This window comes from Maribacter sp. TH_r10 (assembly GCF_033101095.1).
Lineage (GTDB): Bacteria > Bacteroidota > Bacteroidia > Flavobacteriales > Flavobacteriaceae > Maribacter_A > Maribacter_A luteus.
The window spans coordinates 912,145-938,229 of the sequence record NZ_JAWMPY010000001.1; the positions used below are offsets into that span (position 1 = coordinate 912,145).

A 26,085-nucleotide genomic window follows, 5' to 3' on the forward strand; every position below is an offset into this window, starting at 1 on the left:
ATGTTGAATATTTCTCATAACAAATTAAACCAAAAGGTTTCTTTGGATCGGTTTTCTTCTGCACAAAGGGTTTTTCATAAAAGGCATTACAAGCATTTTAATCGCTTTTTGTTGGCCTTCGCGATTGCTGGTTTCATTATTCTTTTTTTACCATGGACGCAGAACATCAACGGTAAGGGGTATTTAACTACATTAAAGCCCGATCAGCGGCCACAGACCATACAATCCCCTATTCCAGGTAGAATTGAAAAATGGTACGTGCAAGAAGGTGACTATGTAAAGAAAGGGGATACGATACTTCATATTTCCGAGATAAAAAATGAATATTTTGACCCTAGGTTGGTAGAACGTACACAGCTTCAGATCAAGGCTAAAGAAGGTTCGGTGACTTCCTACGAGGGTAAGGTAAAGGCCCTGAACAATCAAATTGGTGCCCTTGTGAGGGAACGTGGTCTAAAGTTGGAACAATCCAGGAACAAATTACTACAAGCAAAACTTAAAGTGAAGAGCGACAGTATAGACCTTGAGGCAGCAAGGACGAATATTGAAATCGCCCAACGGCAATACAATCGTATTGTGCAGTTACAGTCCGAAGGACTAAAAGCCATGACCGATGTAGAAGAAAAACGATTGAAACTTCAGGAAACCCAAGCAAAACTGATTTCCCAAGAAAATAAGTTATTGGCTGCCCAGAACGAAATTCTAAATGCACAGGTAGAAATAAGTCGGGTCACGGCAGAGTACACCGATAAGATTTCGAAGGCGGAAAGTGCCATGTTCACGGCTCAGTCGAATCAATTCGACTCTAAGGCACAGGTGACCAAGTTAGAGAACCAATATACCAACTATCAAATGCGGAACGACCTTTATTATATTCGTGCGCCCCAAAACGGATATATCAATAAGGCTTTGCAGGCAGGTATCGGTGAAACGTTTAAGGAAGGTGATAGGTTGGTCGGTATTATGCCTGCGGATATTGATATGGCCGTAGAAACCTTTGTGGCTCCGTTAGATTTACCGTTGTTACATCTTGGCGAAAAGGTGCGCATTCAATTCGATGGTTGGCCGGCAATTGTCTTCAGTGGTTGGCCCAATGTCTCTTATGGTACTTATGGCGGCAAAGTTGTTGCCATTGAAACCTTTATCAGTGATAATGGCATGTATAGGGTTTTACTGGCTCCGGATCCCGATGACCACCCATGGCCCAGCGCTATTCGCGTAGGTTCGGGTGCAAGTACGATAGCCCTTTTGGAAGACGTGCCGATTTGGTACGAGTTATGGCGACAACTGAACGGTTTTCCTCCCAATTATTATCAACCCGATAATGTGAAATCGGACGTTAAAAAGAAATAACATGCGCAATTTTATTCTTTTTGTTTGCTTAATAGGTTGGTTGGCACTCCAAGGTCAGACAAAAGACACCGTGGTGTTGAGGTTCAACGAATACTTGGGGTACGTTAAAAAGTACCATCCGATTGCCAAACAGGCCGAATTAAGGTTGGGTATGGGGCAGGCGAACTTAATGAAGGCACGTGGTGGCTTTGACCCTAAGATAGAGGTTGATTATGACCAGAAGAAGTTCAAGGGTACGGAGTATTATGATCGTCTCAATGCTACATTTAGGATTCCGACTTGGTACGGGGTTGAGCTTAAAGGTAGTTTTGAACAGAATGAAGGTGCATACCTGAATCCTGAGAATACGGTTCCCTTAGACGGACTTTATAGTGCAGGGGTTTCAGTAGCCGTAGGACAAGGTATGTGGATCAATGATCGTATGGCAACCCTGAAAAAGGCCAAATATTTCAGAAGTCAATCTAAAGCTGATTGGGATCTATTGGTAAATCAAATACTCTACGATGCCTCTCTAGCTTATTTCGATTGGTTAAAAGCCTATAAAGAGGCCTTGGTTTATGATAACTTTTTAAAGAACGCAAAGACAAGGTTCAAAGGGGTTAAAAGTAGTGCCCAGTCGGGGGAGATTGCTGCAATCGATACCGTCGAAGCGAAAATTACGGTCCAGACCAGGGCTTTGGGACGGGAGCAGGCCAATGTGAGGCTCATGAAAAAATCGTTGGAGCTTTCCGGTTTTTTATGGTTGAACGATGGTATTCCGCTAGAGTTGCAATCCAATGTCGTGCCTGATACGGACTTGGAAGGTGAAATCGATATTACGTTCGAGATTTTGGGAAAACCGTTGAATGATTTTACCGTTGACAATCATCCTAAATTAAAATCGTTGGGTTATAAGATCGACGGTCTACGGGTAGAAAAACGTCTAAAGGCCAACCGATTATTGCCGAAAATACAGGTAGAGTATAATTTTTTGACCGAAACCCCAGAGTTAATGAATTCCTTTGAAACCAATCAATACAAAGGGGGGTTCAGTTTTCAATTGCCCTTGTTTTTGAAAAAGGAACGGGGAGATTTAAAATTGGCAAAATTTAAATTGCAGGAAGCCCAATATGAGATGGATAATACCCAAGTTCAAGTAAAGAACCAGATTCTGGCGGTTTATAACGAATTGGAGTCATTTGAATCACAAAATCTTCTGATCAATGATATAGTGTATAATTATAATACGCTTTTGAGTGCAGAGGAACGTAAATTCAATTTTGGGGAAAGTTCCCTGTTCTTGGTCAATTCCCGTGAAAGCAAACTTATCGATGCCGAATTGAAGAAGATCGAAGTGCGTAATAAATACTTCATTGCCAAGGCCAAACTTTTTAAAAGTCTTGCGGTAGTCCCCGAGAATTTATAATCCGTTCTACCTAGTAGGCCATACTATATGCCACATACTGTAAGGGTGTGCTAAAAATCACTACTAATGTGACCAATGTTACCTTTAGAATTGAGATTCATGGGTAACTTTGCCGTTTTTAAAAACAATACTTATGAATACAGACGTTTTGGAGAATTTGGAGCTTAGTACGGAAGAGTTGTTGCAACAAGGAATAGCAAAAGGAACATCCTATCAGGATTACAGAGTGTTAATGGATAATCTGGCAGCAGAAGGAAAAGCCACTGGACAAAATGTATCCGAAAATATGGTCAATTATACGCTTCTGAACCAACGAAGAATGAAGCGATTGGACAAGACCTTGAAAATAGATCAAGAAACCACTGATATGATTAAAGGTTATGCCGGTAAAAAGGTGACTTGGTTGGTTTTGACCGAAAGTTGGTGTGGCGATGCAGCCCAAGCCTTGCCCATGATCAACAAGGTAGCTTCGTTGACCGAAAATATTTCATTGAAATTAATATTACGGGATGAAAATATAGATGTCATGAACCGCTTTTTGACAAATGGAGCAATGAGCATACCTAAATTGGTCATGGTCGATGATGCTTCCGGAAAGGTTGTGGGTGAATGGGGTTCTAGACCTAAAATAGCCCAACAAATGGTCGTAGATTATAAAAACGAGCACGGAACGTTAACTCCTGAATTTAAGGAAGAACTGCAAGTTTGGTACAATAAGGATAAAGGTCAGAGTATGCTTAATGACCTGTTGGAACTACTTGCCTTGAAATAGGTAAGTGATCGTTCCTTTTTGCATGGCTTTTGAAGAGGTGTCGAACTTGGCTTTTAATGCATAGGTAATTGCATTGTCAACGAGGCACCCATTGGAAGTTCCTGAACTTTTTTCATTGAAACTGGCATCGATTACATTACCGACCGCATCTACCTCAATATTGATGACCACTTTTCCACCTTCGATACAGGTATATATGGGTGGTGGTAATTTATAATTGTTCCTATCAACAAGTGAATAGGAGACAGATGTTCTTCTGGCAGCGAGAAAATTGGTTCGCTCTTCTTTTTGGGCTTCCCTTTCTCCCAGCAATTGTTTTTTCTCTTCCCTTTGTTTGGCCAATTCCTTTACTTTAGCCACGTAATCGGAGTCTACATCATCATATTCCGAAGGATCATCGGAAGTATTCATGGCTTTTTCCTCTAAAATCTCTTCCAAGGTTTTCAAGGGTTCGGGATTACCATAACTGGGTTTTGCTGTTTCATTAAGGGCCATATGGCTTTTAATGGGGTCTTGGTTCTGAAGTTCCTCTAGCTTTTGCTCCTCTTCCTTGATCAATTCTTCCAGCATTTCCTCGTTCATGACCAATTCTACCACGTATTCATCTTCTTCTTGTTGCCCGCCCAGATGAATATTATACAACCCCAGGACCACAATGGCCATAGAGAAGATGGTGATCAATAACGATAACTGTTGACGGTTAAGTTGCATAAGGCTATAACCAAGATTTTGGTAAATTATTTTAATTTTTCGTTGAAATGGGTTCTTTTTAATTCAAATCCGAACTATCGCCTTGATCGAGCAACATATCTGCAAAATCATTGGGGTCAGTTGCAATATCTACGTTATAATCACCTATTTTGGTTCTTCTCAATGTAGATAAGTGCCCGCCGGATTGCAATGCCTTGCCAAAATCATGGGCCAATGAACGAATATATGTGCCTTTACTGCAGACGACCCTGAACTCGATTTCAGGTAAGTTTATTTGGGTGATTTCAAATTCTGAAATGGTTACCTGTCGTTTTTTTATTTCAACTTCCTTTCCTTCCCGTGCATATTCGTACAATCTTTTTCCGTCTTTTTTCAAAGCCGAGAATACAGGGGGTACCTGCTCGACCTCCCCAATAAAACCTGTTGTGGTCTCCTGTATCAAGGTATCTGAGATATGGTCGATGGGGAAAGTTTGGTCCACTTCGGTCTCCAGGTCAAAAGAAGGTGTCGTGGCCCCTAAGGTAATGGTTCCCGTATATTCCTTTACCTGCCCTTGAAGGTCGTTTATTTTCTTGGTGAACTTACCCGTGCATATTAAAAGTAGTCCCGTAGCCAACGGATCCAATGTACCGGCATGTCCTATTTTTATTTTCTTTAGTTGGAATTTCTTGCGAATGGCCCATTTGAGTTTGTTCACTGCCTGAAACGATGACCAGCCCATGGGCTTATCGATCAAAAGCAATTGTCCTTCCAAAAAATCTTCTTTAGATAATGATTTCATTAAAGGTTTATTTTGGGTCTCTTCCGTGGTCGTTGTAGATTATTAACCCCAATAACTATATGCGATAGCGATGAGTCCTACGATCAAACAATAAATCGCAAAATAACTCAACTTACTTTTCTTTACCAATTGGATCATCCAAGTACAGGCTGCCAATCCTGCGACAAAGGCCGCAATGAAACCTGCTCCCATGGCAAATGTATTTTCACTGGCGAAATTAAGTTCCCCGCTCATCATATCCTTTGCCATTTTACCGAAAATCAAAGGAACCACCATTAAGAAAGAAAAGCGGGCCGCTTTGGTTTTGTCAACACCCAATAAAACTGAAGTTGAGATCGTAGCTCCTGATCTTGAGATTCCCGGGAGCATGGCAATCGCTTGTGAGACCCCAACGATAAATGCATTTTTATAAGATACTTTTTTGTCGGTGTCCTTGGCCTTGTCCGCGAAATAAAGCAATACCGCGGTAATCAATAGCATAAAGCCCACAAAACGGATATCACCACCAAAAAAAGCTTCTAGCTGTTCTTCAAAAAACAAACCGATAAATACGGCGGGTAACATCGAAATTATGATTTTCAGGGAAAAGCGGGTTTCCTCGTTCCATTTAAATTGAAAAAGGCCCGAAATGATTTCCCAGACATCTTTCCTGAAAACCACTATGGTACTCAGGGCCGTCGCAAAATGAAGTACAACGGTGAACAAAAGACTTTCTTCCGGAACCGAATGGTCCCCTAATATGGCTTTTCCGAGTTCTAAATGTCCACTTGATGAAACGGGTAGAAATTCGGTAAGTCCTTGAATGATTCCAAGGATAATGGCGTCAAAGGTTTCCAATTATTTTTTCTTCTTATGGGGATTCAACAAAATGGCATAAATCTCTATGCCGAGACCGATCAGAACCAAGGTCGGGGCCAATCGGATTCTACGAAAATTAAAGATGTCCGCATTAAAGACATTCGGGTCGCTGCTACCGCCTCCGGCCATAAGTATAAAACCTAGGGCGATAAAGGCAATACCCAAAAACATGAATATATAATTCTTTTTATGGAAGATAAATTCATGCTTTACAGCTTGTCCGTTAGGATTGTTTTGCTTTTTAGCCATGTCGCAAATTTAATGAAGTCCGTCATATTATTTTTAATTAACCGAAAATTTATGCTTTTATTACATTTTACCTCACTATTGGGGCCGTTGGTACGCACGGGATTAACCTTCCAAATGAAAGTAAGGATACCTAATGGGTTAATAATAGAGCTCGTCAGTTCTCAGGTTCAAGAAACGTTGTGTGGCAAAATAAGTACTTATCAGGGAGATCAAAACCCCTAAAACGAAGACACCGACAAATAACAAGATGAGCATGGTGCTGTCCTGAAGCAGGTTGAATTCCGTAAAATTACGGTCTAAATAGAACACTACAGTACCCAAACCAATTAATGCAATTAGGGCACCTAACATACCTAGTTTTATGTTCGTCCAAATAAATGGCCTACGTATAAAAATTTTGGTTGCACCTACCATTTGCATGGTTTTTATGATAAAGCGTTTGGAATAGATGGATAGTCTGATGGAACTATTGATGAGTAAAACGGCTATAAACGTGAAAATGGCACTTGCGACAAGAATCCAAAAACTGATTTTCTTTACATTATCACTTAAGAGTCCGACCAAAGGTTTGTCGTAGCTCACTTCGTCTACATAATTCTTTTTGGATATTTCGGTGGCGATTTCCTCAATTTGTTCGGGAGAAACGAAATCGGCATTCAATTGTACGTCAATTGAATTTTTTAATGGATTGTAACCTAGGAAATCGATAAAATTCTCCCCGATTTCCGCACTATGTTGTTCAGCGGCCTCTTCTTTGGAAACATAAGTGGCCGTTTTGGTATATTCGGCCATGGCCAAACTTTTTTGAAGTTGGTCTACCTCGACCTCTTTGGCGTTTTCTTTTAAAAAGACCGAAATTGTGATTTGTTCCTTAAAATGATCGGCCATTTTTTTGGTATTAAGGACCAATAATCCCAAGATGCCCAAAAGGAAAAGAACTAGTCCTATGCTCAGGACCACTGAAAAATAAGAAGAAATCAACTTTCGTTTTTGGTACCGTTCAAAAGATTTGCTCATGCCTAGAATACTTCAATATGTAAAAATAGGAAAGTAAATTGAGAATTGGGACATCAAAGATAAGACAGCGCTTATCTTTTTAAACTAAAATGGCCTTTAAGGGTCTTGCCGTCGATTGTTATCGAATACCAGTAGTCATCAGAAGGAAGGGCAATATTGTTAAAACGTCCATCCCATTCAAATGGTGTGTTTTTTGTGTGTTTTATAAGCATGCCGTATCTATTGAATATCCTTACCTCATAATTTGAGAACGTCTCGACCCCTTCGGGAATAAAAACATCATTGGCAAAATCACCATTGGGTGTAAAGAATTTTGGGATAACCAGATGTATATATTCCATAGGGGTAGTGCCACACCCATTTCTCTCGCTAACATAAATGGTATACTGGCCGCCTGGGGTATTCTCGAATACGGTTTCATTCTGATAGGAAATCCCATCTATGGAATATGCGAAATTCCCAGAATTTGCCATATGTATCTCGAGGGTGTAATCATCCGAAGATATGTAGTCGATGACCGGGGAGTCCAATTGTTCCAAGTTTATGGTCTTTATGGCCGAACAGCCATTCGCATCGGTGATATTCACTGTGTATTGTCCAGGGGTATCGACTTCGATTTCCGAAGTAGTTGCTCCGGTGTTCCATGAATATTGCATATTGTTTATACCAGCAGAAAGAACAATGGAGCTTCCTTCACAGAAAGTCAGATCCTCATCTATTGGCATTGGGGGGCTATAAAAGTCGACCGTAATAGCTGTACGGGTATTGGACGTGCATTCTACCATCGTTGAGACCGCTTCTGCATAATAAGTGCCTGCGATTTGCGGGGAGAATGTACTGTTGTTTTCTAGCAGGGGCATACCGCCTGAAGGCACATCGTACCAATTCACTGTGGTATTCGATGGTACGGTTACCAAAATTACCTCACCTTGGTCAGGACACAATGAAATTGTACCATAATCACTTAATGGTGGGTCGGGTTTGGGCACAATGATGATATCGAAAACCTCAGATTGCGTATTGCATAATGAGTTGTTAAGGTTTACGAGGTCCTCGGCCATCTTGACCCTATAGAAAATAGATGAGGTTATGGTCGGTGGTGTATAGTCTTGATTGGTTTCCCCGACAATATTGTTCCAATTTTCGCCATCCGTGCTTTCTTGCCATTGATATACATGGGTACTGTATATGGAGTAATCGGGATGGGCGGTTAGATGTGTGGTTACAGGACCGTAATCTTCGCAGACCAATATGTTCGATTCGTTTTGGTCATTGGTGATGTCTACAAAATCCCCACAAGTTTTAAAGACGATATCATCTATGGCCAGGTCGTTGCCACATCCACCGGCACCATTGTTCAACATTTTCAAAATAACCGAGGTCTGTCCGGGTAAGGTTTGGAACACAAGGGCATATTGTTCCCAAACCGGGGAGGATTTATCATAAATGTCTCCCGTGTCACCTGATGCCAGCAAGTCGGTTCCCGTGTTGTCCCAAATTTGAAACCTAACGTTTATGGGGATACCATTACCATTACAGCCACCACTACTTGGGTGGAGGTTTATCAGCCATGAAGAAAATTCATAGGAGGTGTTTTCACACAAACCTGTTACTGTTCTTTGATAAAACTCCCCAGGGGTATAACTCGCATTTACGATGAACGACTTTCCGTTACTATCGTTCGGGGTGTGGTCGGTGGTGTTGAACCAATCGTAATATGCGGTATAGCTAGATATGGTGTATTTGCCATCAATGGGTTCACCGTCGATATACGTATATGAAGTGGTTCCGGAGGGTAAAGGAGGTCCGTTGGTCGTACCAGCCCCAAAATCCTCAGTAAAAATGGGGTCTCCGGAATTACCTTCGCAAAATCCCAATTGAGCGTAGCCTTCAATAGGGCATAGCATCCAAAAAAGGAGGGTTATGCCTACTAAATGCCGAATTGGGTTTTTCATGTAAAAAGGTAATGACGGTTTATGGTAATATGTTTTATCCAACCGTCATATGATAGCTATCAAAGATAAGGTTCATGATCCAGAAAACCATAACCGATATTCTCAGATTGTTAGTACATATAATCTTTTCCCTTTCAAGGATTAAACTTATTTTTGCCGGTATAGTTAAGAAAGATAAGACATGCAGTACAATTTCAACGAAATTGAGGCCAAATGGCAGAAATATTGGGCTAAAAACCAAACTTTTAAAGCAGGGAATAATTCTGATAAGGAAAAATTCTATGTCTTGGATATGTTTCCGTACCCTTCAGGGGCCGGATTACATGTTGGGCATCCGTTAGGGTATATTGCCAGTGATATTTATGCACGCTACAAACGCCACAAAGGGTTTAATGTGTTACATCCCATGGGATATGATTCTTTCGGACTTCCTGCGGAGCAATATGCCATTCAAACGGGACAGCACCCCGCCATTACCACAGAGACCAACATTAAAAGGTATAGGGAACAATTGGATAAAATCGGTTTCTCTTTTGATTGGAGCCGCGAGGTGCGTACTTCTAACCCTAAATATTATAAATGGACTCAATGGGTCTTCATTCAGTTGTTCAATTCTTGGTACAATAAGGATGCGGATAAGGCTGAGGATATTGAAACTTTGATCGCACTTTTCGAAAAGGAAGGTAATGCTAAGGTGAATGCTGTCTGTGATGATGATATCGTGGAATTCTCGGCAGCGGATTGGAAAGGGTTTTCAAATTCCGAACAACAAGGGATTTTATTGCAATACCGTTTGACATATTTAGCGGAAACCGAAGTGAATTGGTGTCCTGCATTGGGTACGGTTTTGGCGAATGATGAAATTGTAAACGGGGTTTCTGAACGTGGTGGCCACCCTGTAGTGCGTAAAAAAATGACGCAGTGGAGTATGCGGATCACGGCTTATGCACAGCGTTTGTTAGATGGTTTGGATAAGATTGATTGGCCACAACCCTTAAAAGATTCCCAGACCAATTGGATCGGGCGATCTGAAGGGGCATCGGTCACTTTTAAAACAATGGTTTCCGATACTGTCGGAAAGTCATATCCGATAGAGGTGTTCACCACCCGGCCCGATACCATTTTCGGGGTTAGTTTTATGACTTTGGCACCAGAACATGATTTGGTGCCCAAAATAACCACCCCGGAACAAAAAGCTGAGGTTGATGCATATGTTGAAGCTACGGCCAAACGCTCGGAGCGTGATCGTATGGCCGACGTAAAGACCATTTCGGGGGCATTTACCGGAGCCTATGCAGAGCATCCGTTTACGAAAGAACCGATTCCTGTTTGGATCGGGGATTATGTGTTGGCGGGTTATGGTACAGGAGCGGTAATGTCGGTTCCATGTGGGGATCAGCGGGATTATGATTTCGCGAAGCATTTCAATATTCCCATTCCCAATATTTTCGAAGGAGTAGATATTTCAGAAGAAGCCTTTTCGGATAAGGGTTCTACGATAATCGCCAATTCGGATTTTCTAAACGGATTGCCTTATAAAAAAGCCGTAAAAAGAATCATTTTCGAGTTGGAGAAAATGGGTCAGGGTGAAGGAAAGATAAACTACCGACTACGGGATGCGGTATTCAGTCGTCAACGGTATTGGGGAGAACCTTTCCCTGTGTACTATGTAGACGGACTTCCACAAATGATCGATGCAGAGTATTTGCCGATTACCTTGCCGGAAGTTGAAAAATACTTGCCTACCGAAACCGGGGAGCCGCCTTTGGGCAATGCCACGGTCTGGGCCTGGGACCGCCTCAAGGCGGAAGTGGTTAAAAATGAATTGATTGATAATGTCAATGTATTTCCGTTGGAATTGAATACCATGCCCGGTTGGGCCGGTAGTTCCCAGTACTTTAACCGGTATATGGATCCTGGTAACGATGCGGCGATATTTTCACAGGACGCGATCAATTATTGGCAAGATGTGGATTTGTACATCGGAGGTAGTGAGCATGCTACGGGGCATTTGTTGTATTCCCGTTTTTGGCAAAAGTTCATGTTCGATAAAGGTTATGTGCCTAAGGATGAGTTTGCAAAAAAACTCATTAACCAAGGGATGATTACGGGGACGAGTGCTTTTATAAATAAAGTTGTAATTAATTGGGATCATGTAATGTTGGATACAGTCGGGTCCGGAAAGTATAGTATTGAAGATCAAAAGTATTTTCTTGAGAAAATAATTCCTATAATCAATGGAAAGGTATTTGTTTCCGAGGATATGAGGGATGAAGAAGATTTGTCGTCAATTATTTATAATATTTTAGAAGATGAAAAATTAGATATTAACAATCCATTTCTAAAGGAATGTCGTTTTAGTTATCTTAAAACTCACGTTGATGTAACATATGTAAATAATTCTGATGAATTAGATGTAGAGAAGGTTCAAAATTTTCGTTCTGATTTCAAAGATGCGAAATATGTCTATAATGGGGAGTTTAAGGTTTCTCGCGAGGTCGAAAAAATGTCCAAGTCCAAATACAATGTGGTAAGTCCGGATGAGATTTGCGAGGAATATGGGGCGGATAGTTTGCGTTTGTACGAAATGTTCCTAGGGCCTTTGGAGCAGTCCAAACCATGGAATACGGCAGGTATTTCAGGAACTCATGGTTTCTTGAAAAAATTGTGGCGTTTGTATTTTGATGAAAAAGGTGCCAAGTTCAATGATGTTGAGCCCACCAAAGACAATCTAAAGACCTTACATAAGACCATAAAAAAGGTAGAGGAAGATATTGAGAATTTCTCTTTCAATACTTCCGTATCTACATTCATGATCTGTGTAAACGAACTTTCGTCCCAGAAATGTACAAGTAAGAAGATTTTGGAACCTTTGGCTATATTGGTCTCGCCTTATGCACCGCATATTGCTGAAGAGCTTTGGGAGCAGTTGGGGCATAGCGAATCTATTGCAACGGCACCTTTCCCAATTTATGATGAAAGCCATTTGGTAGAGAGCAGTAAGCAATATCCCATATCTTTCAATGGTAAAATGCGCTTTATGCTGGAGTTGCCTTTGGATTTAGATAAAGAAGGGATAGAGGCGGCTGTAATGGCCCATGAAAAGACACAAAAACAATTAGAGGGTAGAACCCCTAAAAAGGTTATTGTGGTGCCAGGTAAAATCGTGAATATCGTGGGGTAATACCCTGCTTTTAAATATTTTAAGCCGCTTTTCATTTAGGAAAGCGGCTTTTTTATTAAATCTTGATTTTTGCAAATAAAACGATTAACCCCCTTAAAAAATAAAATTAGTATACTAAAAAGGTTAAAAAATAACATAGACCCCTAAAAAAATAGGGGTATAAAACGAAATAAGTAAGTATTATAACGAATAGACCCCCTATTTTTAAAAATATAATTTTTTTAATCCAAACAATTGTCACAAATTTACCTGCATATTCTAAAAATCATATCCAATGAAAGTAGGTATTCCAAAAGAAATTAAGAACAATGAAAGTCGGGTGGGCATGACACCTGCCGGTGTTTTTGAATTGGTACATAAGAACCATAAGGTGTATGTACAATCCGGAGCTGGGGAAGGCAGTGGCTTTTCCGATGATGATTATAAACAGGTGGGTGCCATAATATTGGATACGATTGGTCAGGTGTATAGCATAAGTGAGATGATCGTAAAGGTCAAGGAACCTATTAAGGAAGAATACGGCCTTATTCAAAAAGGGCAAGTGATATTCACTTATTTCCATTTTGCATCCAGTGAGCCTTTGACCAAAGCAATGATTGAAAGGGAAGCCATATGTATAGCATATGAAACGGTAGAAGATGAAGAGGGTACATTGCCTTTATTGACCCCAATGTCAGAAGTGGCCGGTAGAATGGCCATTCAGCAAGGGGCTAAATATCTCGAAAAGCCCAAAAAAGGGCGAGGGGTTCTGCTTGGTGGTGTTCCAGGTGTTCCTCCGGGAAGGGTATTGGTCTTAGGGGCTGGTATTGTTGGTATACAAGCTGCTAAAATGGCGGCCGGTTTAGGTGCCCATGTAACTATTCTAGATATAAACATGAAGCGATTACGTTATGTTAATGATGTAATGCCAAGCCATGTCGTGACCGAGTTTTCCAATGAATACAACATAAGAAAACATGTGAAAACCCATGATTTAATAGTTGGAGGGGTATTGGTCAAAGGTGCCAAAGCCCCAAATTTGATTACAAAGGATATGCTGAAGACGATGCATCCGGGAGCAGTGATCGTTGATGTTGCCGTAGATCAAGGAGGCTGTGTTGAAACTACAAGGCCAACGACCCATGAGGATCCTATTTATATTATTGATGATGTGGTTCATTATTCAGTGGCCAATATGCCCGGTGCCGTGCCATACACCTCTACCGTAGCCCTTACCAATGTTACCTTGCCTTATGTTTTGGCCTTGGCCAATAAAGGGTGGAGAAAAGCATGTGCCGAAGATGAGTCCTTGAGAAAGGGGCTGAACATCGTAGAAGGGGAAGTTATTTATAAAGAAATAATCGAGGCCTTTGGTTGGGATGCTGCAATGGCATAAACAGTACATTTTGTCAGTAAAATATACCCCGTCAATTTTGGCGGGGTTTTTGTTTTAATTATCATCCATCACAGAAAGATGGGAAACTTTAGTATTTTAGTAGATAATAGTTAAAACAGAAAAATTATGATGGGATATTATATATTGATCGGTGCCATAGCTCTTGTGAGTTGGTTGGTAAGTAGTAGGTTAAAAAGCAAATTCAAGCATTACTCCAAAGTGCATTTGCAAAATGGAATGAGTGGGGCTGAGATTGCAGAAAAAATGTTGGCCGATCATGGAATCAGGGATGTAAAGGTGGTTTCTACCCCGGGAATGTTGTCAGATCACTACAATCCAAAAAACAAGACCGTTAATTTGAGTGAGGGTGTTTATAGTCAAAGAAATGCCGCTGCCGCTGCCGTGGCCGCACATGAATGTGGCCATGCCGTACAGCATGCACAAGCTTATGAGTGGTTAACGTTAAGATCTAAGTTGGTGCCTGTGGTAAGTGTTACCTCGGGAATGTCTATGTGGGTTGTTTTCGGTGGATTAATGCTAGGTGCCGCAGCAGGTGTAGGATTGGGTTATTGGGTTGCCGTTGCAGGATTGGCCATGATGGCCATGGCTACTTTGTTCAGTTTTATAACCTTACCTGTCGAGTATGATGCCAGTAATAGGGCGTTGGCATGGCTAAAGGCAAAGAATATCGTAACACAACAAGAATACAAAGGCTCTGAAGATGCCTTGAAATGGGCGGCAAGAACCTATTTGGTTGCTGCAATTGGCTCTTTGGCGACTTTGGTCTATTGGGGCTTACAAGTATTGGGAGGCAGGGATTAATTTCTCGCTTTATGAATTTAAAAAGGACGCTAAATGCGTCCTTTTTTTATATGGTAATTTGCCTGTCTATCTGTTGATTCAGGGAAATGAAGGTTTCCGTTCTTGAGACACCTTCGATTTGTTGTATTTCTTTATTCAATACATGCATTAAATGTTCATTGTCCTTACAGAGTACTTTTATTAAGATGGACCAATTTCCGGTCGTGTAATGACATTCCAACACTTCTGGAATCTTTTCCAATTGTTTTACGGCTATGGGATTGCTCATGGCCTTATCCAAATAAATACCGATATATGCCATTGTGGTGTAACCTAAAACCTTGGGGTTGATTATGAACTTGGAACCCGCCAAAAGACCTGAGGCTTCCAGCTTTCGTAAACGTTGGTGGATCGCCGCACCGGATATACCTATGCTTCGTGCTATTTCAAGAACCGGTTTACGGGCATCTTCCATCAAAAATCTTAGGATTTTCTTGTCGATCCCGTCAATCTTAACATTTTTATCATCAGACTTCATAAGTGGGTTTCAAATTGAAAGTTAAAATACGAAATTTGAATTAAATCTTAATTGCCAACACTATCGGGGTTATAACCCAAATAGGGAACATCGTATTCCTTAAAATCAATCCCATAATTTTTCAGCTCCTTTAGAATCGGGTCATAAGCCTCCTTTGCTATTGGTATTTGCACGCCTGGCGTCTTTATTTTATTATTAAGAATCAGGAGTGTTGCTATGGCTACGGGGAGCCCTACCGTTTTAGCCATTGCCGTATGGGTTCGGTTTTCGCCGATGACAACCATATTGGCATCTATTTGAGATTTTTTGCCATTAAGCTCATAACCGAATTTATGGTACATAACGATCATGTCCTTATCATTCTCATCCAGTGTCCAACTATCTTCAAGGATCAATTGTAATATTTGTGCAGGTGTTGCATGGTCTAAGGTTATCTTCTTTTCTGCATCGAAAAGTTGTAATTCTGAGAGCATTTCCCATTTACTGTCATCTTGATCGATTTTCAGGTAGTGCCTAAGTTTCAGTTCTACCGAATCTGTGGGGGAATAGGGAAGGAATAAATTGGTGAATTCTCGATATGACATTCCTTTTGAATTTTCAATGGTGTAACTGTCATCGGTCATTCCCAACTGAACGAGCATGTTCCATGCTTTTGAAAAACCTACCCTGCGCATGGTTCCCCTATATAGGGTGAGGGCGTCTTGTAAGCCATATGCTTCTCTGTATTTTAAAGAATCCCTATTGGCGTAACCCTCGAATTTACCATATCCCGCTATTTCGAAAAATTCGGTTCTTCTAAAAAGTTTGTGATAAGGTATGTATTTGTAGGTTCCTTCTTGAATGAACTTAGCCGCACCGCCTTGACCGGCAAGTACCACGTTCCTGGGGTTCCATGTAAATTTGTAGTTCCAGATATTATCATCGCTTTCGGGAGCTACCAACCCGCCTGTAAAGGATTCGAACAATATCATTTTACCTCCTTTTGATCTAATGGAGTCTATAATCTGCATGGCACTCATATGGTCAATACCCGGGTCTAGGCCAATCTCGTTCATAAAAATGAGCCCTTTCTTTTTTACAGCTTTATCCAAGGCTTGGATTTCTTCACTGATATAAGAAGCAGTGACAAGGTTTTTACTTAGTTCCAAACAATCCTGGGCTACTTTAATATGAAAACGTGCAGGAAGCATAGAGATAACGATGTCACTATCGCCAATGGCCTTTTTTCGATCTTTGTCTTGATGAATGTCCAATTTGATTACCGTGCAACTTGGATGCTCTTTTATTGAAGAAGGAATCCCGTCAGGGTTAATGTCACCAATGGTTAGATGTAGTTTTTCTATGCTGGACTTTTCCAAAATATAATCCAACAGATAGGAGGTTGACTTGCCGGCCCCAAGAATGAGTATTTTTCGCAACATTAACTTTGATTACTTTTACGGTTATAACGGTTTACTAAGATATCAATTTGTTACATTTATAAAAATAAAGGTTAGTTAAGTTATGAACAAAACAATATTTTCTACTGGGGTTGTTTTTGGTGTTCTCGCTGTTGTTTTTGGCGCTTTTGGTGCACACGGTTTGGCAAAACTGATTGATGCCGATGCCTTGGTGACTTATGAAACCGGTGTTCGTTATCAAATGTACCACGCTTTGTTCCTGCTCGTTTTGGCGAATACCAAGTTTTTGGAGGTTCAGAAAAAGAAAACAGTTTTTTATTTGACGGTCTTGGGAGTTGTGCTGTTCTCGTTTTCCATTTATCTTTTGGCCATTAATTCTTTGACCTCCTTCGATTTTAAGAAAATTGCTTTGTTGACTCCGTTGGGAGGTAGTTTATTGATTTTAGGTTGGTTGGTTTTGGGGTATCGGGTAGTAAAAGGAAAGAAGGGCGGTGAAAATTAGTATTCACTTCCTGTATATAATATAATCACAAAAAAAAGGCCTCATTTAAGAGGCCTCAAGTTTATTTTTTATTTACCGAAGTAATATATTTTTGCAATGCCATGGTCATTGACGGTGTATCGGGTGTAGGTGCTTTTATGTCTATTCTAAGTCCGGCCCCAGTCGCTGCCTTGACCGTTGAATTTCCAAATACCGCAATACGTGTATCATTTTGTTCAAAATCGGGAAAATTCTTAAGTAAGGATTCTATGCCAGAAGGGCTAAAGAATACCAAAACATCATAATATACATTCCTTAAATCGGAAAGATCGCTAATGACGGTTTTGTAGAATATACCCCGTGTCCAATTGATACCCAACTCATCCAATGTTTCAGGTACTGTTGGTTTTAAAACATCTGAAGAGGGTAAAAGGAATTTTTCATCCTTGTATTTTTTGATTAAAGGTACAAGGTCGTTGAAATTCATTTTGCCTACATAGATCTTGCGCTTACGGTATACTACGTATTTTTGCAAATAATAGGCAACGGCCTCTGATTGACAAAAGTACTTCATTGCATCGGGTACCTTAAAACGCATTTCATCAGCGATCCTAAAGAAATGATCTACGGCATTTCTACTGGTCAAGATAATGGCAGTGAAATTGTTCAGATCTATTTTTTGTTGACGAACACCTTTGGCATCAACCCCTTCAACATGGATAAATGGTCTAAAATCTACTTTAACTTTTTCTTTATCAATTAATCTGGAATAAGGGGAGTTTTCCATTTTAGGTTCAGGCTGCGAAACCAAAATCGTCTTTATTTTCATAAATCCTAATTTTTTAGGTAGCTCCCTATGAGGATGAGGGGAGCAATTTCAAGAGCGCAAAGGTACAAAATAAAATAGAAAAAATAGCTTGTGATCAAATTTTGATAATTCCTTAGAATTGTTATCCAGCCAATTATATTCAATAAAAGAATCAATAGAATAGCCGTGTAAACTACAATTTGGGAGTCTATAAGAATATAGGAAAGGATGATATTTGCGAAGAACATAATCATGCCACTATAATTAAAATACGACAACTTCTTAAATACGACCTCGGTAATCGTTTTTTGAATGCCAAAAATATAGGCATTGCCCAACTGCAATCCCAACTTAACGAAAAGAAAGAGTACCAAGGGCCCGATAATCCAAGGAAAGGCCTTGGCATCTGGGGTGTTTGTAGATTCGATAAAAACATCCTTGGCAAAGTATACAAAAATAGAAAAGTTAATGATGAGGAACAGTCCCCAGAACAGATTGAACCAATTAACAAGTTTTTCCTTTTTGTTGTACATGAAAATGTACTTATTGTTAAATGGTAAAATGATGAAATTCAAGAATCTGGAATAGAAGGCGCTTTTCGCCACTACAAGGAACACAAGGCTAAGAGTGACCAATACGGTTATCCAATCGTTGGGTGTTATGTTTCTTAGGACGGCCTCCATCAATCCAATTCAATTGTATTGCTGTTCAACCCGTATTGCAAATCATTCTCTGAAATCACCATTTTAAAATACTTTGGCAAATTGGTTGTTTTGGGTTTTGGTAGTTTAAACGTAAAAAGGGTTGAATCATTGGCTGATAGCTGGGTTATTTTATCATTCTCGGGAACTAAATCGATGGGAATCAATTCTTGGAATTGTTTTGAACCGTTCAAATAAGCAATGGCGAACTTTAGTTTGCTCAACCCGATATCCTCTTTATAAGGATTATATACGGTCACGGAATGTTCCGTATCGTTCAATTCGAATTTTTCATCGTTAACGATGCATCGTAGTTTTCTGAAGGACTCAAAATCATCTATGAAAACACCATAATAAATGCTTCCACTTTTCTTAGGGAACGCTAGTTTGTTTTTTTTCAGGTATTTTGAAATATAGAGTATTTTCTTGTGTTGAACCGCTTTTTCAGAATCATCTATCGAATACTGGTTTTGGCGGTAATGGATGTTGTTTAGCGAAAATGAGGTTTTCCCGGTATAAAAGGCATACATGGGGGCGTTTCGGTAAGAATTCTCAAATACAACGGGATTATCACCAGCCTCCGATTGTATTTTTTTCATCCAAGCTTTATTGCCATGTGTCTCGTAATTCACGGGAAATAAAGGCTCGTAGATCAAACCTACCCTAAGGAATAGGATAATGACAATGTTTATAATGCCAAGTCTATAGATCCATTTACGAATTTTACCATTCTCTAGCATATAATTGTACACTAAAATAGCCATTGGTATCGATACTACGATTATCCATTGGGTCTGTACCCTTCTGTTAAAACTAGAAATGAAAAAGAAAATCAGGACACCATAGGTCAAATATAGAAGGGCCTTTGTAAAAAGGTCTTTTGATTTGCTTTTAAACAGTGCATAATAGACAAATGGGAATGTCAATCCGAAAATCGCAACTAAGTTCACTAAGAACCCTAAAGTGTATTTGTTAAAGTTATATGGGGCATTGGGTCGCTCAAAAAGATGGTATTTTATCGATACGAAATCATGTTCGTACAGCCATATAAAATGTGGGGTATAGCAGATTAATGACGTAATTACAGCAAGCCATGCATATTTATTGAGAATCAATTTAATATTCGATAGCAATACAAAGAATATTACCAGGACCGCATGGTATTTGCTGTACATTAGTGCGGCCATGACAATGCCCATGAAAATTGCAAGAATAAATGATGGTTTTGCTATAAAACGTTTGTATACCAATAAAAACAAGGCCGTAAAAAAGAGTAGAGGTGTATCTGGGAGGGTGAAAAAACCATAGGCATTAAGCAAGGTCATGGAAAAAACCAACGCAAAAAAATGTGGTATGTACTTTTTCTTTGCCGGGTTGTCAATGGCCAACCATAATAGAATGAACGTACCAATCGATAAAAGGCAACTAACGAAACGAACCCCCAATTCACCATTGAAAAATACATTACCGATCTTGATCATTAAAGCCACCATGGGCGGGTGGTCAAAATACCCCCATGCCAATTCTTTGGCATAATGCCAATAGTATGCCTCATCAAAAATCAGTGGCGTAAAAAAGGCCTGCAATAGGTTCAGTACCAATATGGCACCTAATACATAAAGAAAAAGTTTGGGTAATTTAAATGACATCAAGAATTGTTGGTTTAGCCGCAAAATTACAAATTATAGGTGGTATCCAAAGGTTAAAAAAAATGATAAATAGCTGGTTCAAATTCTTCGAGAGGTTTTAAAATACTATTTTTGTGAAAATTGAAATAAGATTATGGCAGGTAGTTTGGTCATTATCCCCACCTATAACGAGATTGAGAATATAGATGCCATAATTAGGGCCGTTTTCGCGTTAAAGAAAGATTTTCATGTACTTATCGTAGATGATAATTCACCTGATGGCACTGCTGATCACGTGAAGGGGATGCAGGAAGAATTCCCAAATAGATTGTTCGTTGAGGTTCGGCATGAAAAATCCGGATTGGGTACCGCTTACATTCACGGGTTTAAATGGGCAATTGCCCGCAAGTATGATTATATTTTTGAGATGGATGCGGATTTTTCCCATAATCCGACGGATCTTCTTCGACTTCTTAAGGCGTGTGAAAATGGGGCAGACGTGGCCGTAGGGTCTCGGTATAAAAAAGGGGTCAATGTCGTTGACTGGCCGCTACACCGTATTCTATTGTCTTATGGGGCATCGTTTTACGTAAAATTAATTACCGGTATGCGTGTGCACGATCCCACAGCCGGATTTGTATGTTACAGAAGGCATGTTCTCGAAAATATCAATCTTGATTCGGTGCGGTTCGTGGGTTATGCTTTTCAGATTGAAATGAAGTTTAGGGCCCATTTGAAAAAGTATAAAATCGAGGAAGTCTCGATTATTTTCAAGGATAGGGAAAAGGGGAAATCGAAAATGAGTTCTTCTATTATAAGTGAGGCCGTTTTCGGGGTCATGAAAATGAAGTTAAAAAGTATTTTCCAAAAAAATAAATTCTGATTATGGCTACTAGGGTGCTGATAAAAAATGCAAAAATTGTCAATGAGAACAGGATATATGAGTCCGATGTTCTTATTGAGGATGATCTGATTGTAAAAATAGACGGCTCTATTAGTGATTCAACTGCGAAGGTCATAGATGCTTCCGGCCGTATTTTACTTCCGGGGGTTATAGACGATCAAGTGCATTTTCGTGAACCCGGTTTAACCCATAAAGGTAATATAGCCTCTGAAAGTAGGGCTGCAGTAGCGGGAGGAATCACAACTTTTATGGAGCAACCCAATACCATACCCCAAACAACGACCATAGAAAAGTTGGAGGAGAAGTTCGCACTTGCAGCGGAAACTTCCTTTGCCAATTATTCATTTTTGTTCGGTGGAACCAATGATAACCTAGAAGAAATAAAAAAACTTGACCGGAATGCCTGTTCGGGAATAAAACTGTTTCTGGGATCTTCTACAGGGAACATGTTGGTCGATGACGAGGAAGTCATTGAAAAAATCTTCAGGAATACGGAAATGGTAATCTCCGCACATTGTGAGGACGAATCTACCATTAAACAAAATCTGGCCTTATACAAAGAAAAATACGGAGACGATATTCCGGTAAAATACCATCCGTTGATCCGTAGTGCCGAGGCATGTTATCTTTCTTCTTCGAAAGCGATTGCCCTTGCAAAGAAAACCGGTGCAAGGTTTCATGTTTTCCATTTGTCAACGGGAATTGAGACCGATTTGTTCCGGAATGACATTCCGTTAGAGGAAAAGAAGATAACGGCGGAAGTCTGTATTCACCATCTTTGGTTTTCTGATGCTGATTATGACACTAAGGGAACTTTGATCAAATGGAACCCAGCCGTGAAAACGGCAGAGGACCGCTCTAAGCTTTGGGATGCGCTTCTGGACGATAGAATAGATGTAATAGCTACAGATCATGCCCCACATACTTTAGAGGAAAAGAGTAATGTGTATACCCAAGCCCCTTCAGGCGGGCCATTGGTTCAGCATGCCTTGCCTGCTATGTTGCAAAAGTATCATGAAGGTGTTATTTCTTTGGAAAAACTTGTCGAAAAGATGTGTCATAATCCCGCAAAATTATTTGAAATCGAAAAAAGGGGTTTTATCAGGGAAGGGTATTTTGCCGATTTGGTACTTGTTGATTTGAATGACTCCTGGCAGGTATCGAAAAATAATATTGCCTACAAATGTGGTTGGTCTCCATTTGATGAAACTATTTTTAAATCAAAGGTTACCCACACTTTCGTAAACGGTCATTTGGCCTACGAAGAAGGGAAGTTCTCCGGGGAACGGAATGCAAAACGCTTAACATTCAATAGGCCGTAATGAAAAAACTTATTGCCATAACATTTGTTTTGTTCTTTTTTTCCTGTAGTGAAAAATTGATCAAGAAACCGGATGATTTAATTCCCAAAGATCAAATGGTCAATATTCTAAATGATATGGCCATTTTAAATGCGGCCAAGAATGCCAATGAAAGTAAATTGATTGAAAACAATATAGAACCTACGAACTATATTTTTGAAAAATATGGCATTGATAGCCTACAATTCGTAAACAGCGACAACTATTATGCTTCCTTGCCCAGAGAGTACGAGGAAATATATAAGCAAGTAGAGGAGTTGCTCGATAAAGAGAAAGAACGCGTAGCTGCAGAAAAGGAAACAAAGGATAGTTTGTTACAACAGAGTAAGTTGAAAAACAGTCCTATTAAAAAACGTACTTTGAACAAGGTTAAGGATACTCTTCCCTGAATCTTTCAGAACAGAACAGAATGCATTCGTCTAGGTTTTCAAATTCAAAACCTAACATTTCCATGATTTTACCATTGTCATAAATTTCGGTATTTCTTAATGAATTTATTGTTTTCTTCGTTATTCGTCTTTTATTACCCGTTATTGAACTGCTGAAGAAATCAAAGAAACGGAGTAGATGTAACTGCCAAAATCTCAACATTTTTGATGGGGCCTTTTTATCAATGGCATTCGCAAGTCGTGTTAATATATCTTTGTAAGTCATGTTTTCAGAGACAGCAATGAATCGTTGGTTAATGATTTTCGACTGCATCAATTCAACCATTATTTTCACAACATCATTTATGGTGATAAAACCCGTACCACTGGGGGGATAATAATCCCTTGCCCGATAGGCGGTTGTAAAGAGATTGCCACTGCCTTGTTCCCAGAATCCCGGACCTATGATCACCCCCGGATTTACAATAACAACATCCAACCCTTCTTGGGACCCTCGCCAAACTTCCATTTCGGCCCTGTATTTTGTAAGGGCGTACACATTGGCATCCTGGCCTGCCCAATCATTTTTTTCATTGGCTTTCTGCCCCTCTAAACTTTTTCCGATGGCCCCGATAGTGCTTACATAACAAAGTTTATTAATGGAATTCGAGAGACAGAGGTTTACGATATTCGCCGTACCCTGGACATTAGCTTTTTTCAGTTTGTAATAATCCTTTGGGTCAAATGAGATCATGGCCGCAGCATGGTACACATAATCGATATTCTTAAAGGCAATATCCAAGGCCGGAATGTCATTGATATCGGCCAAAACCCATTCGATTTGCCCAAAAAGTCCGGAAGCATTTTCGGTATAGTAGGAAAAGACTTTTTCCACTCGGTTTAAATTGCTGCCATCCCTATAAATTGCACGTACCTTTGTATTGTTTTGGAGTAAATGCAACAAAAGATGCGCCCCTACCAATCCTGTACCACCTGTTACCAAAACCATGTTCCAAATTTAGGTAAATGAAGTCTAATAAAACCAATTTCAAATAGGGAAAGGCAATGTAATTCCTTTTATATTTGCAGCTGTTATCATAATAAATTTTGAAATGCGCACAAATTTCGTTGAAGAATTAGGATGGAGGGGAATGTTACATGATGCCATGCCTGGCACCGAAGAACACTTAATGACGGGAATGCAATCCGCATATGTAGGTATTGATCCTACTGCTGATTCACTGCATATTGGACACTTGGTAGGGGTAATGATGCTTCGCCATTTTCAATTGGCCGGTCATAAGCCATATGCCTTATTAGGAGGTGCAACGGGTATGATCGGGGATCCATCGGGTAAATCGCAAGAACGTAATCTTTTGGACGAGGAAACCTTGCGTACGAATCAAGAGGCTTTAAAAGCGCAATTAAGCAAGTTCTTGGATTTTGATAGTGATGCTGAAAATGCAGCGATATTGGTCAACAATTATGATTGGATGAAGAACTTCTCTTTCTTGGAATTCATCAGGGACGTTGGTAAGCATATTACTGTAAATTATATGATGGCGAAAGACTCCGTGAAGAAAAGATTGTCCAGCGAGTCAAAAGAAGGTATGTCTTTCACTGAATTTACGTATCAATTGGTGCAGGGCTATGATTTTCTACATCTATATCAGCAAAATAATTGCACGCTTCAAATGGGGGGTAGCGACCAATGGGGCAATATAACCACGGGTACTGAGCTAATTAGGCGTATAGGTGGTGGTAAAGGCTATGCTTTAACGTGTCCTTTGATTACAAAGGCCGATGGCACCAAGTTTGGTAAAACGGAAGGTGGTAATGTTTGGTTGGATCCTAACAGGACATCGCCCTATAAATTTTATCAGTATTGGTTGAACACCTCTGATGATGATGCAGCAAAATATATAAAGATATTCACCTTCTTGACCAAGGATGAAATAGAAGGTTTGATTACCGAACATGCCGAGGCTCCTCATCTACGGGTACTGCAAAAGCGTTTGGCCGATGAGATTACGGTCATGGTGCATTCCCAAGAAGATTTGGACAATGCCAAAAAGGCCAGTACTATCCTTTTTGGAAAATCGACCTCTAAAGACCTTAAGGGATTGGATGAAAAGACTTTTCTCGATGTTTTTGAAGGAGTTCCGCAAGCGAATATCGCAATGTCCGAATTGGATGGTGGATTGGATATGATAGGGGCTTTGGCTGCCAAAACAGGGTTTTTAGGTTCTAATGGGGAAGCTAGAAGGGAATTGAAGCAGAATTCGATTTCGGTGAACAAGGAAAAAGTAAAAGAAGATTACCTTATTACTGCCGAAGACCTCATTAACAATAAATATGTCTTGTTGCAGCGCGGTAAAAAGAACTATTTTGTTTTGGTCGCCGATTAACGGGATTTCCCAGTTTCTTTTACACCACCATAAGGTTGCAACCACGAATATCGGAGTTGTCAAAACGACCCAAGATTTCAAAAAGCCCGTTCTCATGGTTTTTCCCTAAATCTTGTGTGGCAATGAACGAACACGAATTGATATTGGCCAGGTCAATTACATTAATGCCTCCGGTTTTTCCATCATTGAGATAGCTTAATGGGTCTTCGGTATCCCGAATCAACAGTTTCATCCAAGGAGGTGTTTTGAAAATACCGTTTCCTTTTGAGTAGGCTTGTGAAAGTAATTCGGTCATTCCGTATTCTGAATGTATTTTTTCGACACCGAACCCTCTTTTTAAGATATCGTGCAGTTCTTCCCTGATCAATTCTTTTCGACGGCCTTTCATACCTCCGGTTTCCATGATTATGGTGTTGTTTAGTTTTAGGGAGTGGTTTTCGACCAAATCAAGTAGTGCGAATGAAACACCTATGAGCAATATTTTTTTTCCTTCCTTATCTAAACGCATTAGGGTTTTTGTCAGCTTTTCTATTTCATCCAAATAGAACCCACTTTCAGGATGTTGGCTCTTTTCTATAAGATCATTGACCATATAGATCAAGGAAGATCCACTACGTTCCAAATAAGAAGGTAGTAAAGCTAAAATGCAATAATCTGATACATCACCATAAAAATGGGTAAATCCTTTGTAGAAACTCTGTTCATAGAGCTTTAATTCGGTCACATAGTGTTTACTTGTAACCTGACCTGTAGTTCCACTACTAGAGAATATAATTTGTTCTTTATTTTGGGAAGAAACCACTTTTTTGGTCTTGAAAAAGTCTATCGGTAAAAAGGGTATCTGCTTCAGTTCAATTACATTAGTTCGGTTTTTGCCTAAATAAAGACAAAACTCCCCATATACCGGATTGTTCTTTAGCTGGTGCCTAAAAACATCAAGGGCAATATGTTCAAACTCTTCTTCGGAGTTGATATTGAAAATTTGTGTAGTATCGATCATTGTTCTCTTGACAACAAAGGTAATGAT

The 26,085-nt window shown here is 39.9% G+C and carries 24 protein-coding genes; 11 read left to right on the forward strand and 13 right to left on the reverse strand.

All coding sequences use genetic code 11. From position 1 onward, the window contains the following. From R3X28_RS03805 to R3X28_RS03815, 3 genes are all read left to right on the forward strand, one after another. Entirely contained in the window at positions 1-1,353 is a 1,353-nt protein-coding gene (locus R3X28_RS03805) for an HlyD family secretion protein (protein WP_317662524.1), read from the forward strand. A gap of 1 nt (position 1,354) precedes the next feature. Further along, positions 1,355-2,758, forward strand: coding sequence for a TolC family protein (locus tag R3X28_RS03810; RefSeq protein WP_317662525.1), 1,404 nt, complete (start codon positions 1,355-1,357; stop codon positions 2,756-2,758). Between the two features lie 133 nt (positions 2,759-2,891). Continuing rightward, on the forward strand, positions 2,892-3,530 hold the full coding sequence (locus tag R3X28_RS03815; protein WP_317662526.1) for a thioredoxin family protein: 639 nt from the start codon (positions 2,892-2,894) through the stop codon (positions 3,528-3,530). Here the strand turns inward: R3X28_RS03815 and R3X28_RS03820 are convergent. From R3X28_RS03820 to R3X28_RS03845, 6 genes are all read right to left on the reverse strand, one after another. Then, positions 3,513-4,241, reverse strand: a complete 729-nt coding sequence (locus R3X28_RS03820) for a hypothetical protein (protein ID WP_317662528.1) — start codon at positions 4,239-4,241, stop codon at positions 3,513-3,515. The genes R3X28_RS03815 and R3X28_RS03820 overlap by 18 nt on opposite strands. A gap of 58 nt (positions 4,242-4,299) precedes the next feature. Next, complete coding sequence (gene truB, locus R3X28_RS03825) at positions 4,300-5,022, reverse strand: tRNA pseudouridine(55) synthase TruB (protein ID WP_317662529.1); 723 nt, start codon at positions 5,020-5,022, stop codon at positions 4,300-4,302. 42 nt (positions 5,023-5,064) lie between these two features. Further along, positions 5,065-5,859, reverse strand: coding sequence for an undecaprenyl-diphosphate phosphatase (locus R3X28_RS03830; protein ID WP_317662530.1), 795 nt, complete (start codon positions 5,857-5,859; stop codon positions 5,065-5,067). Next, positions 5,860-6,129 (reverse strand): DUF3098 domain-containing protein, encoded by a 270-nt coding sequence (locus tag R3X28_RS03835; protein WP_317662532.1) that lies wholly within the window; start codon positions 6,127-6,129, stop codon positions 5,860-5,862. 138 nt (positions 6,130-6,267) lie between these two features. Next, positions 6,268-7,146, reverse strand: a complete 879-nt coding sequence (locus R3X28_RS03840) for a cell division protein FtsX (RefSeq protein ID WP_317662533.1) — start codon at positions 7,144-7,146, stop codon at positions 6,268-6,270. Positions 7,147-7,217: 71 nt separating this feature from the next. Then, a complete protein-coding gene (locus R3X28_RS03845; RefSeq protein ID WP_317662535.1) occupies positions 7,218-9,101 on the reverse strand; it encodes a T9SS type B sorting domain-containing protein in 1,884 nt (627 codons plus the stop codon). Positions 9,102-9,282: 181 nt separating this feature from the next. On the opposite strand from R3X28_RS03845, the gene R3X28_RS03850 reads away from it, so the two are divergent. The 3 genes from R3X28_RS03850 to R3X28_RS03860 all read left to right on the forward strand — a co-directional run bounded on the left by R3X28_RS03850 (position 9,283) and on the right by R3X28_RS03860 (position 14,482). Beyond that, complete coding sequence (locus R3X28_RS03850) at positions 9,283-12,285, forward strand: leucine--tRNA ligase (protein WP_317662536.1); 3,003 nt, start codon at positions 9,283-9,285, stop codon at positions 12,283-12,285. A gap of 274 nt (positions 12,286-12,559) precedes the next feature. Further along, positions 12,560-13,660, forward strand: coding sequence for an alanine dehydrogenase (gene ald / locus R3X28_RS03855; protein WP_154363073.1), 1,101 nt, complete (start codon positions 12,560-12,562; stop codon positions 13,658-13,660). Between the two features lie 126 nt (positions 13,661-13,786). Further along, positions 13,787-14,482, forward strand: coding sequence for a zinc metallopeptidase (locus R3X28_RS03860; RefSeq protein ID WP_154363071.1), 696 nt, complete (start codon positions 13,787-13,789; stop codon positions 14,480-14,482). A gap of 46 nt (positions 14,483-14,528) precedes the next feature. Here the strand turns inward: R3X28_RS03860 and R3X28_RS03865 are convergent, their stop codons facing one another. Next, complete coding sequence (locus tag R3X28_RS03865; RefSeq protein ID WP_154363070.1) at positions 14,529-14,999, reverse strand: Lrp/AsnC ligand binding domain-containing protein; 471 nt, start codon at positions 14,997-14,999, stop codon at positions 14,529-14,531. Between the two features lie 47 nt (positions 15,000-15,046). Next, positions 15,047-16,420: a saccharopine dehydrogenase family protein gene (locus R3X28_RS03870; RefSeq protein ID WP_317662539.1), complete on the reverse strand. Its 1,374-nt coding sequence runs from the start codon at positions 16,418-16,420 to the stop codon at positions 15,047-15,049. An 82-nt stretch (positions 16,421-16,502) separates the two neighbouring features. Here R3X28_RS03870 and R3X28_RS03875 point away from each other — a divergent pair, with 82 nt between their 5' ends. After that, positions 16,503-16,901 (forward strand): DUF423 domain-containing protein, encoded by a 399-nt coding sequence (locus R3X28_RS03875; protein ID WP_317662541.1) that lies wholly within the window; start codon positions 16,503-16,505, stop codon positions 16,899-16,901. Positions 16,902-16,962: 61 nt separating this feature from the next. Here R3X28_RS03875 and R3X28_RS03880 read toward each other — a convergent pair whose 3' ends face one another. From R3X28_RS03880 to R3X28_RS03890, 3 genes are read right to left on the reverse strand one after another with little or no spacing between them, the layout of a single operon-like run. Next, positions 16,963-17,709, reverse strand: a complete 747-nt coding sequence (locus R3X28_RS03880; RefSeq protein ID WP_282053618.1) for a uroporphyrinogen-III synthase — start codon at positions 17,707-17,709, stop codon at positions 16,963-16,965. Positions 17,710-17,714: 5 nt separating this feature from the next. Then, positions 17,715-18,371: a DUF4271 domain-containing protein gene (locus tag R3X28_RS03885; RefSeq protein WP_154363062.1), complete on the reverse strand. Its 657-nt coding sequence runs from the start codon at positions 18,369-18,371 to the stop codon at positions 17,715-17,717. Beyond that, positions 18,371-20,038, reverse strand: coding sequence for an ArnT family glycosyltransferase (locus R3X28_RS03890; protein ID WP_154363060.1), 1,668 nt, complete (start codon positions 20,036-20,038; stop codon positions 18,371-18,373). The genes R3X28_RS03885 and R3X28_RS03890 overlap by 1 nt, the downstream gene beginning before the upstream one ends. 133 nt (positions 20,039-20,171) lie before the next feature. On the opposite strand from R3X28_RS03890, the gene R3X28_RS03895 reads away from it, so the two are divergent. The 3 genes from R3X28_RS03895 to R3X28_RS03905 are packed head-to-tail and all read left to right on the forward strand — an operon-like array spanning position 20,172 to position 22,671. Then, complete coding sequence (locus R3X28_RS03895; protein ID WP_154363059.1) at positions 20,172-20,900, forward strand: polyprenol monophosphomannose synthase; 729 nt, start codon at positions 20,172-20,174, stop codon at positions 20,898-20,900. Between the two features lie 2 nt (positions 20,901-20,902). Continuing rightward, positions 20,903-22,243, forward strand: a complete 1,341-nt coding sequence (locus tag R3X28_RS03900) for a dihydroorotase (protein WP_154363057.1) — start codon at positions 20,903-20,905, stop codon at positions 22,241-22,243. After that, positions 22,243-22,671 (forward strand): DUF4296 domain-containing protein, encoded by a 429-nt coding sequence (locus R3X28_RS03905; protein WP_154363055.1) that lies wholly within the window; start codon positions 22,243-22,245, stop codon positions 22,669-22,671. The genes R3X28_RS03900 and R3X28_RS03905 overlap by 1 nt, the downstream gene beginning before the upstream one ends. On the opposite strand, the gene R3X28_RS03910 is transcribed toward R3X28_RS03905, so the two are convergent. Then, entirely contained in the window at positions 22,652-23,659 is a 1,008-nt protein-coding gene (locus R3X28_RS03910) for an NAD-dependent epimerase/dehydratase family protein (RefSeq protein ID WP_154363054.1), read from the reverse strand. The two genes, R3X28_RS03905 and R3X28_RS03910, sit on opposite strands and share 20 nt — an antisense overlap. A gap of 103 nt (positions 23,660-23,762) precedes the next feature. On the opposite strand from R3X28_RS03910, the gene tyrS reads away from it, so the two are divergent. Next, entirely contained in the window at positions 23,763-25,058 is a 1,296-nt protein-coding gene (tyrS, locus tag R3X28_RS03915; RefSeq protein WP_154363052.1) for a tyrosine--tRNA ligase, read from the forward strand. Between the two features lie 19 nt (positions 25,059-25,077). On the opposite strand, the gene R3X28_RS03920 is transcribed toward tyrS, so the two are convergent. Beyond that, positions 25,078-26,058, reverse strand: a complete 981-nt coding sequence (locus tag R3X28_RS03920; RefSeq protein ID WP_317662547.1) for an acyl transferase — start codon at positions 26,056-26,058, stop codon at positions 25,078-25,080. Positions 26,059-26,085: the final 27 nt, after the last annotated feature.